The sequence below is a fragment of the Pseudohaemophilus paraphrohaemolyticus genome (assembly GCF_003253115.1).
In the GTDB taxonomy this organism is placed as follows: Bacteria; Pseudomonadota; Gammaproteobacteria; order Enterobacterales; family Pasteurellaceae; genus Haemophilus_A; species Haemophilus_A paraphrohaemolyticus_A.
The window spans coordinates 154,075-168,107 of record NZ_QEQF01000002.1 but is presented as its reverse complement, the minus strand read 5'-3'; the positions used below and the strand labels follow the sequence as shown (position 1 = coordinate 168,107).

Sequence of the window (14,033 nt, the reverse complement as noted above, 5' to 3'; positions counted from 1 at the left end):
TAAAACAAATAGAGGATTTAAAATGACTCAATTAACTGAAACTCAACAAAAAGCATGGGAAGGTTTTACTGCTGGTGACTGGCAAACCGAAGTAAACGTGCGTGATTTTATCCAAAAAAACTATACTCCATATGAAGGCGATGAGTCTTTCTTAGCGGGTGCAACGGCTGCAACCACTAAATTATGGGAAGAAGTGATGGAGAAAATCAAAGTTGAGAATAAAACGCACGAACCGTACGATATCGACTGTGATATTCCTTCTACAATTACTTCTCACAAACCTGGTTATATTGACCAAGCATTAGAAAAAATCGTTGGTCTTCAAACAGATGCTCCATTAAAACGTGCTATCATCCCATTCGGTGGCATCAAAATGGTTAAAGGTTCTTGCGATGTTTATCGTCGTACCTTAAATCCTGAAGTGGAAAAAATCTTTACTGAATACCGCAAAACGCACAACCAAGGTGTATTCGATGTTTATACGCCAGACATTTTACGTTGCCGTAAATCAGGTGTCATCACAGGTTTACCAGATGCGTATGGTCGTGGTCGTATCATCGGTGACTACCGTCGTTTAGCGATCTATGGTGCTGATTTCTTAATGAAAGACAAACAACGTCAATTTGCATCATTACAACCACGCTTAGAAGCAGGTGAAGATATTCAAGCAACCATTCAATTACGTGAAGAAATTGCTGAACAACACCGTGCTTTAGGTCAAATCAAACAAATGGCTGCTTCATACGGTTTCGACGTTTCACGTCCTGCAGAAACAGCACAAGAAGCGGTTCAATGGACTTACTTCGCATACCTTGCTGCGGTTAAATCTCAAAACGGTGCGGCAATGTCATTCGGTCGTGTCTCTTCATTCTTAGATATCTATATCGAACGTGACTTAAAAGCCGGTAAAATCACAGAAGAAGAAGCTCAAGAATTAATTGACCACTTAGTCATGAAATTACGTATGGTTCGTTTCTTACGTACACCTGAATACGATCAATTATTCTCAGGCGACCCAATGTGGGCAACTGAAACTTTAGCAGGTATGGGCTTAGATGGTCGTACATTAGTCACCAAAAATAGCTTCCGTATCTTAAATACTCTTTACACAATGGGACCATCTCCAGAGCCAAACTTAACAATCCTTTGGTCTGAACAATTACCAGATGGCTTCAAACGCTATTGTGCTAAAGTCTCAATTGATACTTCATCAGTTCAATACGAAAATGATGACTTAATGCGTCCAGATTTCAATAACGATGACTACGCAATCGCATGTTGTGTATCACCAATGGTTGTGGGTAAACAAATGCAATTCTTCGGTGCACGTGCGAACTTAGCGAAAACCATGTTATACGCAATCAACGGCGGTATTGATGAAAAATCAGGTGCACAAGTGGGTCCGAAAACAGATCCAATTACCTCAGAATACTTAGACTTTGATGATGTAATGAGCCGTATGGATCACTTCATGGATTGGTTAGCAACACAATATGTGACTGCATTAAACATCATCCACTTTATGCACGATAAATACAGCTACGAAGCAGCGTTAATGGCGTTCCACGATCGTGATGTATATCGTACAATGGCGTGTGGTATCGCAGGTCTTTCTGTTGCGGCTGACTCATTATCTGCAATTAAATATGCGAAAGTGAAACCAATTCGTGGCGATATCAAAGATAAAGATGGCAACGTGGTGGCTACAAACGTAGCATTAGACTTCGAAATCGAAGGCGAATACCCACAATTTGGTAACAACGACAACCGCGTAGATGACATCGCGTGCGACTTAGTTGAACGTTTCATGAAAAAAATCCAAACGCACAAAACTTACCGCAACGCAGTACCTACTCAATCTGTACTTACTATCACTTCTAACGTGGTATACGGTAAAAAAACAGGTAACACCCCAGATGGTCGTCGTGCAGGTGCGCCATTCGGACCAGGTGCAAACCCAATGCACGGTCGTGACCAAAAAGGTGCGGTAGCGTCATTAACTTCTGTGGCTAAACTTCCATTTGCGTATGCGAAAGATGGTATCTCATATACTTTCTCAATCGTACCAAACGCATTAGGTAAAGATTACGAATCACAAAAACGTAACCTTGCGGGCTTAATGGATGGTTACTTCCACCACGAAGCTGAAGTAGAAGGTGGTCAACACCTGAACGTAAATGTATTAAACCGTGAAACATTATTAGACGCGGTTGAACACCCTGAAAAATACCCACAATTAACAATTCGTGTTTCAGGCTATGCAGTACGTTTCAACTCATTAACTAAAGAACAACAACAAGACGTTATTACTCGTACATTCACAGAATGTATGTAATACGGAAGTTGTTACCGTTTAGTGTTATAAGCTAAATTAAGCGGTCAGATTCTGCAAAATTATTGTATAATCTGACCGCTTGTTTTATTTAGATGAAAAGTTGTCAAGACGGTTCCTGAGCCTATCGAAGGATAAATCGAAACCATATTCGCAGTATCTTGAAATAAATAAGTTCGCACAGATTATTTATTTCAACATATTACGAAAGAATTAGGAGAACAGTATGTCAGTGATGGCTAGATATCATTCTTATGAATCTTGCGGTACCGTAGATGGTCCAGGTATTCGCTTTATTCTCTTCTTACAAGGCTGTTTAATGCGTTGTAAATACTGCCATAACCGCGACACTTGGGATTTAGATGGCGGTAAACTGATTAGCGTTGAAGACCTAATGAAAGAAGTGGTCACTTATAAACACTTTATGAAAGCGACAGGCGGTGGCGTTACTGCATCAGGCGGTGAAGCTGTGCTTCAAATGGAGTTTGTGCGTGATTGGTTTAGAGCGTGTAAAGCCGAAGGCATTGATACCTGCTTAGACACCAACGGTTTTGTGCGTCATTATAGTCCTGTTGTCGATGAGATGTTGGAAGTCACCGACTTGGTAATGTTAGATTTAAAACAGCTCAACGATGAAATTCATCAAGATCTCGTCGGTGTTTCAAACAAACGCACCCTTGATTTCGCTCGTTACCTACAAAAACTCAACAAACGCACGTGGATTCGCTATGTGGTTGTGCCAGGTTATACTGATGATGATGATTCTGCTCATCGTTTAGGAAAATTTATTCAAGGTATGGAAAATATCGAAAAAGTAGAACTGTTACCTTACCACCGTTTAGGGGCTCACAAATGGGAAACTTTAGGTTACAAATATGAACTTGAAGGCGTATTACCACCACCGAAAGAGACGCTAGAGCGTATCAAAGACATTATTGAAAGTTACGGGCATACGGTGAAATATTAGAAATGAAGACCACATTGAGAAATGTGGTCTTTTTCATATAGAGCTTTGTTACCCAATATCCATCGGATCAATATCCATTGCCAGCTTAATTGAATTTGGTACAGCTATCTGTTCTTTTTCAGCATCAAACATGTTCAGTAGTTTTTGCAACGCTATTCGGGATGGATGTTGAATGAGCACTAACCAACGGTAATAACCAGCCTTTTTCGCAAGCGGTGCAGAAAAAGGTGGGCGAATTTGCAAGCCTTGTAAGGCTAAATCATTTGCTTTTTGGGCAAAGAAATTTGCCAGTTCTTGTAAAAATTGCACCGCTTGTTCGCTGTTTTTGCTCGTTGCTTTAAACAGCACTTGCGAGGAGAATGGCGGAAGCATCATCAATTGACGCATTTTTAGTGCTTCTCCTGCAAAAGCTTCGTAGCCCTTTTCCACTAAATTTTTTAGCAAAGGATGGTCTGGATAATGTGTTTGCAAAACGACTTCCCCCTGTTTTTCAGCTCGCCCAGCCCTCCCTGAAACTTGTAAATAAAGTTGGGCTAAACGCTCTTCGGCTCTAAAATCAGTTGAAAACAGTGCTGAATCCACGTTGATAATCGCCACCAAAGTCACATTCGGAAAGTGATGCCCTTTTGCAAGCATCTGTGTGCCAATCAAAATCTGGCTTTTGCCCTCACGAATATCGTTGAGATGCGTTTCTAATGTTCCTTTACGAGCGGTCGAATCGCGATCGATACGGCTAATTTTATAATCTGGGAATTGTTCGCCTAAAACTTGCTCTAGCTGTTCTGTGCCAACCCCTGTCGTAATTAAATTAGTTGAACCACAATGCCCACATTGGCGAGGAATAATCCGTTGCGAAGAGCAGTGATGACAACGCAACACACGCTGTTTTTGATGGTACGTGTAGGGTTTATCGCATGCTTCACACTGGCATATCCAACCACATTCGTGGCAGAGCAACACAGGGGCGAAACCGCGGCGGTTCAAAAATAGCATCACTTGGTTGCCTTTGTCTAAATGAGATTTCATTTTAGCAAGTAGCTGCTCTGAAAGCCCTGCTGTCACTCGTTGTGTTTTTAAGTCAATGATCTGTTGCTTGACCGGCTCTGCATTACCCGCCCTAGTGGTTAAAGTAAGCTCAGTAAACTTACCTTTCTGTACATTTTGCACGCTTTCTAAACTTGGTGTGGCTGAACCTAAAATAATTGGAATCGCAAGATTTTTTGCTCGAATGACCGCTAAATCACGAGCGTGATAACGCCAGCCTTCTTGCTGTTTGAACGAGCTATCGTGTTCTTCATCAATAATAATTAAGCCCAGATTTTGGAATTGAGTGAAAAGTGCTGAACGCGTGCCAATCACAATTGCACTCTCACCATTTCTTGCACGAAGCCACGCATTCAGGCGTTCAGTCTCATTCATATTGGAATGCAGCACATCCATTTCTACATTAAAACGAGCTTTAAAACGCTGAATAGTTTGCGGTGTTAAACCAATTTCAGGCACCAGTACAAGTACCTGCTCGCCACGATTAAGTGCACTTTCAATTGCCTGCAAATAGACTTCGGTTTTGCCCGAACCTGTCACACCATTGAGCAAAAAGGTTTCAAACCCGTTGCGAACACTCAAACGACTAACCACCAAAGTTTGCTGCTTATTTAGTACTAAGCGATTTTGGCTATTGACAAGCGGTTGATTTCCCAATTTTTCTTGCCAAGATTGCGGTTTGAATGGAAGATCGACTTTTTCAATAAAACCTTTTTCAATCAATCCTTTCCAAGCCGATGGGCTGCAAGCGGTCGGTTTTTCAAAAAAGTTTGCCGATTGAGATAATTCATTTAGCAAATCTTGTTGTTTTTTAGCCCGCTTGAGTTCGCCAGATTCAAGTGCTGAATGCCCAAATTCTGTTACGATAAAATAATCAGGCCGTGTTCGTTGAGCTGAATCACCTTGCCGAAGCTTAACAGGCAGCGCACTACTCAATACTTCGCCGATGGGGGCATGGTAATAGCTCGAAGCCCAGTTGAGTAGTTTAAACATCTCTTCATCAAAAATTGGTTCTAAATCTAACACTGCTTTGATGGGTTTGAGTTTTTCGACGGGAATGTCACTTGTTTCAGGAAAATCAATCACAATGCCAACTTTGGTTTGCGAACCAAAAGGCACAGAGACTCTCACCCCTTTTACTGCAGAGAAAAAATCAGGCAAAAGGTAGTCGAAATAGCGATTTAACGGCACGGGTAAAGCAACGCGGATTAGTTTCATAAGCTTATTTCATCGGCTTAAAAGAGAAAAGGCAATAGCGTTATTATCTATTGCCCTTTTAGAATTTTCAAAAGATTTTGAAAGGAATTATTTCACTTCACGAATCATAATTTCAGACGGAATAACCTGACCTTGCCAGTATAATTCAGAAGCCACTTTGCCAGCTAACTCAATATAGGCTTGGCTGATTTCGTGAGTTGGATCTGCCTCAACGGTTGGCATTCCTGCATCTAAATCTTGACGCAAACGAATGTGCAACGGCATTTGCCCTAATACTTGCGTGCCGTAGCGTTTCGCAATTTTTTCTGCTCCACCTGTGCCAAAAATATCTTCGTGGTGTCCACAATTTTGGCAGATGTGCACGCTCATATTTTCAATAATGCCCAATACAGGTACGGACACTTTTTGGAACATAGAAATCCCTTTAATTGCATCAAGCAATGCAATGTCTTGTGGTGTTGTTACTACTACCGCACCTGTGACTGGAATTTGTTGTGAAAGGGTAAGTTGAATATCACCTGTGCCTGGTGGCATATCGATAACCAAATAATCCAACTCATTCCACCAAGTTTCATTGAGTAATTGGCTTAATGCACTGCTCGCCATCGGTCCACGCCAGATGGTTGCGTTATCTTCTGCCATTAAATAACCGATAGAGTTCGATTGAATGCCGTAAGTTTCAATTGGAGTAATATGTTTATTATCTGGCGAAGTTGGACGCTGATCTTTTGCGCCTAACATATGCGGAATAGATGGACCATAAATATCCGCATCTAAGATCCCCACTTTTGCCCCTTGAGCTTTTAAGGCTAACGCTAAATTTACCGACGTGGTTGATTTCCCTACACCGCCTTTGCCTGAAGTAACTGCAATAATATTTTTCACCCCGTTAACTGCAGGATGCTGATTTGCACGTTTTAAGGTCGCGATATTGTAGTTCAGAATCCATTTAATTTCGGTTGCACCAGTTACTTCTTTTAATTTCGCTTCAATCGTTTGTTTTAAAGCCTCAAAACCTGTATTCCATGCAAATGGCATGGTGAATTCAAGGCGTAAAATGCCTGCTCCTAATTCTGCTTTTTTAAGTGCATTTAAAGCAATTAAATCTTTTTGCAAGGTTGCGTGCGTAAAATTTTGGATCACAAACTTAATGTCATTAAGTTGTTGTTCGGTTAGTTGGTTCATAATAATCCTTAATTGATACAGGTAATCACCGCAAAGTATGCGAATTAATAAAGAAAAACAATCCCTAAAAAGGGCTAAAAAATTTATTTAGAAAATTCATATAATGGCAAAATTGCCACATCTTGTTCTAATAGCTCAACAATTTGTTGAATCACTGCCTGACGTTTAGATTTACTCAATTTCTGCTGTTGTAGTTTTGAGAGTAATTTATCCACCTCTGGATTTACATAACCATTCTTATTTTCTGTGCTTTTTGAATAAAATCGCCATAAGAACAGTGTAGGATCAGGTTTGTCGATACATTGCTCATTACGAATAAGCTGGTAATTGCCGTTATTTCGCTGTGCAATCAATTCAGATTTTTTGACCGTTTGTGGATTTACTCGAATAAGATCCGATTGTGCTAACACTCTGCTTATTTGTCGCCCAATCACATTATGCGGTTTTTGATTTTCAAACAGAATTTTCAACTGTAATGGCGACTTCGGGCTTACGCCACTTTGAGCAAGCAGTTGTTCGACAACCAAAGGCGACCAATGACTTTCGGTTTCCACTTGTAATGACTTTGACAAAATATGGTGATTGGTTTCACCATTTTCGTATTTGATGCGATTTGAAAATATCATTGCTTTAATGGCTCGGCGAACTTCAGGCTTTTTTAACTGCGGATCGTGAAAATTAAAATCGTAAAAATAAGTGCAAAGTTTAGCTGGCGAAGCGGCTTTTTCCACCGTTTTGGCATTCGCAGACAAAAAGAAACAAAAACAAGCGGTAAAGATTGCAAGATTTTTTGCAAATTTCACCGCTTGAGATTGAAAAAGAGAATAAGCCATACAAATACCTGAGTAGATTTCTAAACTATGGCTATTATACGCTAATTTGGGAAAATTGATAAAGAAAAGGACGGAAATTATCTCCGCCCTAAAATAACGCAATAGCTGATTACTGCGCTGTAGAATTTAGTTGTTGCATAAACTCTTCATTCACATCAATTGACGCACGCTCACGTAAATTGTTGATTAAATCAGCACGTAACGTGGTGCGATTTGATTCATTAAATTGAGCTTGAAGTGGTTTAAATTCACTTAATAAACCATCTTCTACTTTATCTAATGCCACCAATAGCACATCGCCTTGAACATTACGGGCGACACTGAAAGTTGGTTTATCTGTCGGTTTTGGCATTGCAAATACTACTTTAGCAAATGCAGGTTGTTCTGCTTGTGCTTGAACATAAACCAGTGTTTGAGCTCCGCCGAAAGTAACTTCATTTTTGCCTTCGCTTAACGCTTTTACTTGAGCCTCTGCTTGAGCTAACAATGCCGTTTCCGCTTTTTCACGTTTTACCATTGCTTCCACTTCTGATTTTGCTTCATCAAAAGTTTTCTCACGCTGTGGCTGATACTGTTTTACGCGAAGAAACATTGTGCGAGAGGCATTTTCATTACCCACTTCTAACGCTTCTGAATTTTGACCTGATTGAGCTAAATCACCTTCAAAGAGCACTTTAGTTACCGAATCAGATTTTAATGCTTCTGGTAATGTCTCACGAGTAAACATAGGGGTAGTTTGAACTTCAACGCCTGCCACTTTTGCGACTTCTTCCAATGATCCCGCATTTTCATACGCAGAAGTTGCCATATCACGCGTCACCGTTGAGTACTCAGCCCCAACTAATTCTTGACGCAAAGTATTCACAATGTTTTCTTTCACTTTTTCAAGTGGTAAAGCTGTCTCCGGTTTACGATCTAACACTTTAATAATGTGATACTCGTCGCCCATTTTAACAGGTTGGCTAACTTGCCCTACTTGCAATGCATTTGCAGCCTTTTCAAATTCAGTTGGGAATGTCCCTGCTTTTGCCCAACCTAAATCGCCGCCTTTGGTTGCTGATAATTTATCTAATGACTTTTCTTTTGCAAGGGTTGCAAAATCAGTACCTGATTTTAATTGCTGTTCAATGGCTTGCGCTTCTGCTTCATTTGCTACTTGAATATGTGCAAGTTGAGATTCGCTTTTAGTAACATATTGCGCTTTATTCGCTTCATAATAAGTTGCAATTTGCTCATCCGTAATCTGCACTTTATTTTCTACTTGTTTTGGCGATAAGGTCACATATTCCACAACAAACTGCTCTGGCAACACTAATTGCGCTTTATGCTTATCGTAGAAAGCTTGCAACTCTTCTTGTGAAGCGGTCTGTTTTTTCACTTCATTTGCTAAAGAGTAAGAAGCTAAACGCACTTGGCGTTTTTGGAATAACAATTTGGCTAAGGTTTCTTCTTGAGCAGGCACATTAAAGTTCGTCCCTAACACACCCTCTTCCATTTGAGAAAAGAGAATGCCTTGTCCTACAATTTGAGCATATCCGTCAGCGTTTAAGCCCGCGTTACGTAAAGTTTGTTGATATAAATTATTATCAAACTTGCCATTATTTTGGAAATAAGAGCTGTGCACAATTTCCGATTTAATTTGATCTACACTCACGCCCAATTTTAATTCATCAATATATTGGCGAAGCAATTCATCATTAATCAGGTTATTCAGAACGGATTGATCAAACTCCGCAGCAAATTTTGGATCATCCATTAAATCCCAGAATTGAGATCCCATTTGGTTCGCCATCGTTTGTTGCTGACGATTTTTTGCATCACTAAATTCACGCTGAGAAATCTCTTTACCATTCACTTTCACCGCTGAGGTATTTACCCCAATAAATCCAGTACCTACACCCGCTAACACAAACGAAAGCGAGACAAGGGCAAAAATAATTTTGAAAGCAATCCCGTTGCTTTTTTCATGCCATTTTTCAATCATAGAAGTTTCCTAAGTTTAAAATCAGAAAATGCTGTGAATTATACTGTAAAGTCAACTTTTCTCAAATCTGATTTTTCCATTCTTTATCAATTGATTTGTGATAGAATGCCCCCTCTTTTCATTTCTCTATTCAGAAACATACAGGATTTTCTTGATGAATATTTATGCCTATATTTGCTTTCTGGCAGCACTTTCTATCTTACTTGGATTCATTACAAGCAAAATTTCCGCTCGCGTACAATCAACCATCGCTATTACTGCAGCAGCAATGGTTTGCTCGCTATTAGTCTGGATCTTAGGTTCTTTCGGTTGGTTTAAAATTGACGTTATCGCTAAAAATGTGATGGAACAAATCGATTTTAAAAGTTTCTTGCTCAACGGGATTTTAGGCTTCTTGCTTTTTGCGGGCTCTTTAGGGGTAAAATTACCCGTGCTCAAAGACCAAAAATGGGAAATTACCGCATTCGCTCTTATCTCAACCCTCATTTCCACTTTCTTGATTGCATTATTGATTTGGACACCTGCCAACCTTATCGGCTTGCCAATTGACTTTATCTACTGCGTCGTTTTCGGTGCATTGATTTCCCCAACCGACCCAATCGCAGTGTTGGCAATTATCAAAAATTTACGTGCTCCAAAACGCTTATCCATGCAAGTAGAAGGGGAATCGCTGTTTAACGATGGTGTCGGCTTAGTGATTTTCGTGACTGTTTTTGCGGTGGCTTTTGGCGGTCAAGATACTTCCGTTGCCAATATTTTTAGTCTCTTTATGCACGAAGCCATTGGCGGGATTTTATTCGGCTTCCTGCTCGGTTTTATTGCCCACGTGCTGATTTCCTCAACCGATGATGGCTCAATGGAAATTCTCATTACTCTTACCATCCCAACCGCTGGCTTTATGTTTGCTTCCAACATCTTGCACGTATCTGGTGCTTTGGCAATGGTTGTTGCAGGGATTATGATTGGTAACTGGACGCGCCGTTCAGGTTTCTCGGAACAGAGCCAACGTTATCTAGACCACTTCTGGGAGATGATCGACCACTTCCTAAACTCATTGCTCTTCTTTCTGATCGGCTTTGCGTTATTGTTAGTAGACTTTGAATTCTACGGGATTGTGCTGATGATTATCGCGATTCCTGTTTGTTTGATTTCGCGTTATCTCAGTCTCTGGATTCCATTTAAAGGAATGCAGCAATTCAGAACCTACAACCCTTACACGCTTAAAATTATGACATGGGGTGGTTTACGTGGTGGCTTAGCATTGGCAATGGCACTTTCCATTCCAAGCAAAACTGCGTTTGCTGGCTCCATTGATGTGAAAGATTTGATTTTGGTGATGACTTATGCCGTCGTAATGTTCTCAATTCTCGTACAAGGTTCAACCATTGAACCGATGATCAGAAAATCAAAAACGGTTGATCCAAATCGAGAGGAATATTTGCAGCCTAGCAAACATTAACCTAAAGGGTAGCACTGATCTGCTACCCTTTATTTTTGCAAAATTTTTTTAAACTCTATCACTTATTTCATATAGAAAACGATAGGTTTACTCCATCTCCACCACAACAGGCTCAAACTCTGCCTTGCGGTTTGCGTTTACTTCCCTAAAGTTAATCGGAAAATGGCAGGCAAATTCGCGTTGTTTGAACTTTTTAAGCAGTGGTTTTTGAATGCATTTTTTCTGTGCAAAAGGACAGCGTGGTCCTAAGCGGCAACCAATTGGCATCTCTTGTAGCATAGGAATACTACCTTTGAGCGTGTTTAAATGGCTTTTGCTTACTAGCGGTTGCGAGAAATCAGGAATGCTATTGAGCAACGCGGATGTATAAGGATGCAAAGGCTTGGTCAGAATATCCTCTTTATCGCCAATCTCGACCGTCTGCCCACAATAGAGTACGTTAAACGAATCTACCCACGGGGCAATATTTTTCATATCGCTGCTCACTAGCAAAATTGATGTGCCAAGGTTTTTATTCATACTGGAAAGTAAGCGGTAGATTTGCAGCTGCGTGGTTGCCTCCATTGTATTAGTTGGCTCGTCTGCCACCAACAATCGAGGTTGGTTGGCGATTGCCATTGCAATCATCACTTTTTGCGCTTCGCCTTCGGTAATATCGCTTGGGTAGCTTCGCATAATGTCTTTGTGATCACGAATCCCTACACGGTGCAATAGCTCAATGGATCTTCTCCTTTTCCAACCAAACCATTGCCACCATTTGCCTTTAAATTGCACGCTTTTAATGAGCTGTTTGCCGATTGTTTCACTCGGATCTAAGCTTAACAACGCATCTTGAAAGACCATTGAAATCTGCTCACCTACCACTTGTCGGCGTTGTGCTACAGGCAGTTTGAGCAATTCAATATCATTAAAGCGGAAGCGATCCGCGCTGACCACCCACTCATCTTTGAGTACACCGCAAATCACTTTGGCAATCAAACTTTTACCCGAGCCCGATTCGCCCACCAAGCCGCACACCTCGCCTTCATCTAAAGTCAGGTTGATGTTATCTACCATTTTCACGCGTCCGTTTGGCGTATTAATCTCAATACTGAGATGTCGAATATCTAAAAGAGCCATTCATCACCATCCATTCTCGATTAAAAATAGGAAGACGCTCGATGCTTTTTAAGCACGCGGATCAAGCTGTTACTTAACAACGTAATAATCAAAATGCTAAAGGTAATCGCAAGCCCTGGGAGCACAATCGCCCACGGAGCGATGTACACCAATTCAGCTGAATCGCGAAGCATGACACCCCATTCTGGTGTGCCACTTTTTGCCCCAATGGCGATAAAACCCAGCGCGGTAATATCCAGAATGCTAAAGATAAAATAGACCGAAATTTCCTTGATTACTACCACAGTTAAATTAGGCAAAATCACCTCACGAATAAGTGTTTTTTTGTTCGCACCATCTAATCGTAAAGTCACCGCATATTCACGCTTTAACTCCAGTTGGGTTACCTGATAAATGCGATGAATAAAATGCGGTAGAAGTGCTAAAAAAATCGCAAACATCGCATTGAGTAAGCTGGCTTCCATTAGCGCTGCGATAATAATCGTAATCAGCAATACAGGAATAAATGAGAAAATATCGAATAAATGACTCAAAAATGACACCGATTTCCCTTGGTTCAAGCCTGCGAAAATGCCAATAATGCCGCCAATAACTCCGATAGCAAGGCAAACCAGCAGCGAAGAGCCAACCGTATAATAGAAACCGGCAATGATTCGGCTGAAAATATCTCGCCCTAAATCGTCTGTACCAAAAAAGTGGCGAATTTGACCGCTTGCATCCCACGAAGGCGGTTGCAATTCCAGCCCAACAAACTGTTGCTCGTAGTGATAAGGTGCAACAAATGCCCCGCCAAATACTAACACTAACAAAGCAAGAAAAAGATAGAGGCTGATAAGGGCGATTTTATCTTCACGAAAGCTCTGCCAAAATGAACGGAAAGAGTGACTTTCGCGGAAATATTCTGGTTCTTTATTTTGCGTTGCGATCATTTCGTGTACCAATCCTTTTTCTGTGAGGGATCTAACAGCGTTTTGAGAAAACTGGTAAAGAGATCAATCAAAAGTACAAATCCGCCAATGACCACTACACCTGCGGAAATCGCATTGTAATCTTGCACCGCCAAAGCGTTAATCAGCCAGCGCCCAATACCGCTCCAGCTGAAGATATTTTCAATCAACATCCCAAAGGCAAAAATCACGGTAAAATGGCGGGCAATGGTTGGAATTAACGCAGGTAAAGAGTTGCCAAGCACGTGACTACGAAAAATCCGAAATGTCGACCACCCCCGCGTTTGTGCTACTTTGATATAATTCTGCTTCATCACATAATTTGCTCGTTCTTGAGTGAATCGCATTACTTCCAAAATGGAAGGAATACCGAGCACTAGCGTTGGTAAAATCAGGTGATGCAAAGCACTCTGCATCATTTTAAGCTGATGAGGCGAATCAGTTGAGAGAATATCCAGGATACGGAAGCCTGTAAGCGGTTGAATTGCATAAATTGGATGCAGATCACCAACGGCAGCAATTTCCCAACGGTTGATAGAAGCACTATAAAGTAACAGCAACGCCAGCCAAAACACGGGCATTGAAAAGCTTAATGAGCCCAACCAAGTCATCACTTTGCCTAGCGTACTTTTTTGAATATAGGCCACCCAAAAGCCAAGCGGCAAGCCAATTAACAACGAAAGCAATAAGGCTGACACGCATAGCGTAATGGTCGCAGGAAACACGCTCAACATCTGCACCGTTAAAGGTTCGCCATTGATATAGCTAATGCCTAAATCCGCTTGCAACAAGCTTGCGACATAGCGGAAATAGCCCGTCATTACGCCGATACCATTGAGTGAGTTCAGCGGATCTCGAAGTAAAATGTTGTAGCTGATAATCGAGAGAATGATGAGCGTAATCAGCGTTAATAAGAATTTTCGTAAGAGAGCAATAAGCATTGTT

10 protein-coding genes are annotated in these 14,033 nt (G+C 41.0%); 3 read left to right on the top strand and 7 right to left on the bottom strand.

Going from position 1 to position 14,033, the window contains the following annotated elements:
- The first annotated feature begins 22 nt into the window (after positions 1-22).
- A complete protein-coding gene (pflB, locus tag DPV92_RS03720) occupies positions 23-2,335 on the top strand; it encodes a formate C-acetyltransferase (RefSeq protein ID WP_111353741.1) in 2,313 nt (770 codons plus the stop codon).
- Positions 2,336-2,558: 223 nt separating this feature from the next.
- Positions 2,559-3,299 (top strand): pyruvate formate lyase 1-activating protein, encoded by a 741-nt coding sequence (pflA, locus tag DPV92_RS03715; RefSeq protein ID WP_111353740.1) that lies wholly within the window; start codon positions 2,559-2,561, stop codon positions 3,297-3,299.
- A 48-nt stretch (positions 3,300-3,347) separates the two neighbouring features.
- On the opposite strand, the gene priA is transcribed toward pflA, so the two are convergent.
- From priA to DPV92_RS03695, 4 genes are all read right to left on the bottom strand, one after another.
- Positions 3,348-5,561 carry a primosomal protein N' gene (priA, locus tag DPV92_RS03710; RefSeq protein WP_111353739.1) on the bottom strand — a complete coding sequence of 738 codons (2,214 nt, stop codon included), beginning with the start codon at positions 5,559-5,561 and terminating at the stop codon, positions 3,348-3,350.
- Positions 5,562-5,648: 87 nt separating this feature from the next.
- On the bottom strand, positions 5,649-6,746 hold the full coding sequence (gene apbC, locus DPV92_RS03705) for an iron-sulfur cluster carrier protein ApbC (RefSeq protein WP_111353738.1): 1,098 nt from the start codon (positions 6,744-6,746) through the stop codon (positions 5,649-5,651).
- Positions 6,747-6,829: 83 nt separating this feature from the next.
- Positions 6,830-7,579, bottom strand: coding sequence for an ABC transporter substrate-binding protein (locus DPV92_RS03700; protein ID WP_111353737.1), 750 nt, complete (start codon positions 7,577-7,579; stop codon positions 6,830-6,832).
- 109 nt (positions 7,580-7,688) lie between these two features.
- Complete coding sequence (locus DPV92_RS03695; protein WP_111353736.1) at positions 7,689-9,563, bottom strand: SurA N-terminal domain-containing protein; 1,875 nt, start codon at positions 9,561-9,563, stop codon at positions 7,689-7,691.
- 154 nt (positions 9,564-9,717) lie between these two features.
- Between DPV92_RS03695 and DPV92_RS03690 the strand changes: the two genes are divergently transcribed.
- On the top strand, positions 9,718-11,022 hold the full coding sequence (locus DPV92_RS03690) for a cation:proton antiporter (RefSeq protein ID WP_111353735.1): 1,305 nt from the start codon (positions 9,718-9,720) through the stop codon (positions 11,020-11,022).
- An 87-nt stretch (positions 11,023-11,109) separates the two neighbouring features.
- On the opposite strand, the gene DPV92_RS03685 is transcribed toward DPV92_RS03690, so the two are convergent.
- From DPV92_RS03685 to DPV92_RS03675, 3 genes are read right to left on the bottom strand one after another with little or no spacing between them, the layout of a single operon-like run.
- Complete coding sequence (locus DPV92_RS03685; protein ID WP_111353734.1) at positions 11,110-12,141, bottom strand: peptide ABC transporter ATP-binding protein; 1,032 nt, start codon at positions 12,139-12,141, stop codon at positions 11,110-11,112.
- 20 nt (positions 12,142-12,161) lie between these two features.
- Positions 12,162-13,070 carry an ABC transporter permease subunit gene (locus DPV92_RS03680; protein ID WP_111353733.1) on the bottom strand — a complete coding sequence of 303 codons (909 nt, stop codon included), beginning with the start codon at positions 13,068-13,070 and terminating at the stop codon, positions 12,162-12,164.
- Positions 13,067-14,029 carry an ABC transporter permease subunit gene (locus DPV92_RS03675; RefSeq protein ID WP_111353732.1) on the bottom strand — a complete coding sequence of 321 codons (963 nt, stop codon included), beginning with the start codon at positions 14,027-14,029 and terminating at the stop codon, positions 13,067-13,069. The genes DPV92_RS03680 and DPV92_RS03675 overlap by 4 nt, the downstream gene beginning before the upstream one ends.
- Positions 14,030-14,033: the final 4 nt, after the last annotated feature.

Bases quoted from the DNA above. Each gene is read 5' to 3' on its own strand.
- pflA (WP_111353740.1), top strand. From the start codon at position 2,559: ATGTCAGTGATGGCTAGATATCATTCTTATGAATCTTGCGGTACCGTA.
- DPV92_RS03700 (WP_111353737.1), bottom strand. From the start codon at position 7,579: ATGGCTTATTCTCTTTTTCAATCTCAAGCGGTGAAATTTGCAAAAAAT.
- apbC (WP_111353738.1), bottom strand. From the start codon at position 6,746: ATGAACCAACTAACCGAACAACAACTTAATGACATTAAGTTTGTGATC.
- DPV92_RS03695 (WP_111353736.1), bottom strand. From the start codon at position 9,563: ATGATTGAAAAATGGCATGAAAAAAGCAACGGGATTGCTTTCAAAATT.
- pflB (WP_111353741.1), top strand. From the start codon at position 23: ATGACTCAATTAACTGAAACTCAACAAAAAGCATGGGAAGGTTTTACT.
- DPV92_RS03685 (WP_111353734.1), bottom strand. From the start codon at position 12,141: ATGGCTCTTTTAGATATTCGACATCTCAGTATTGAGATTAATACGCCA.
- DPV92_RS03675 (WP_111353732.1), bottom strand. From the start codon at position 14,029: ATGCTTATTGCTCTCTTACGAAAATTCTTATTAACGCTGATTACGCTC.
- priA (WP_111353739.1), bottom strand. From the start codon at position 5,561: ATGAAACTAATCCGCGTTGCTTTACCCGTGCCGTTAAATCGCTATTTC.
- DPV92_RS03690 (WP_111353735.1), top strand. From the start codon at position 9,718: ATGAATATTTATGCCTATATTTGCTTTCTGGCAGCACTTTCTATCTTA.
- DPV92_RS03680 (WP_111353733.1), bottom strand. From the start codon at position 13,070: ATGATCGCAACGCAAAATAAAGAACCAGAATATTTCCGCGAAAGTCAC.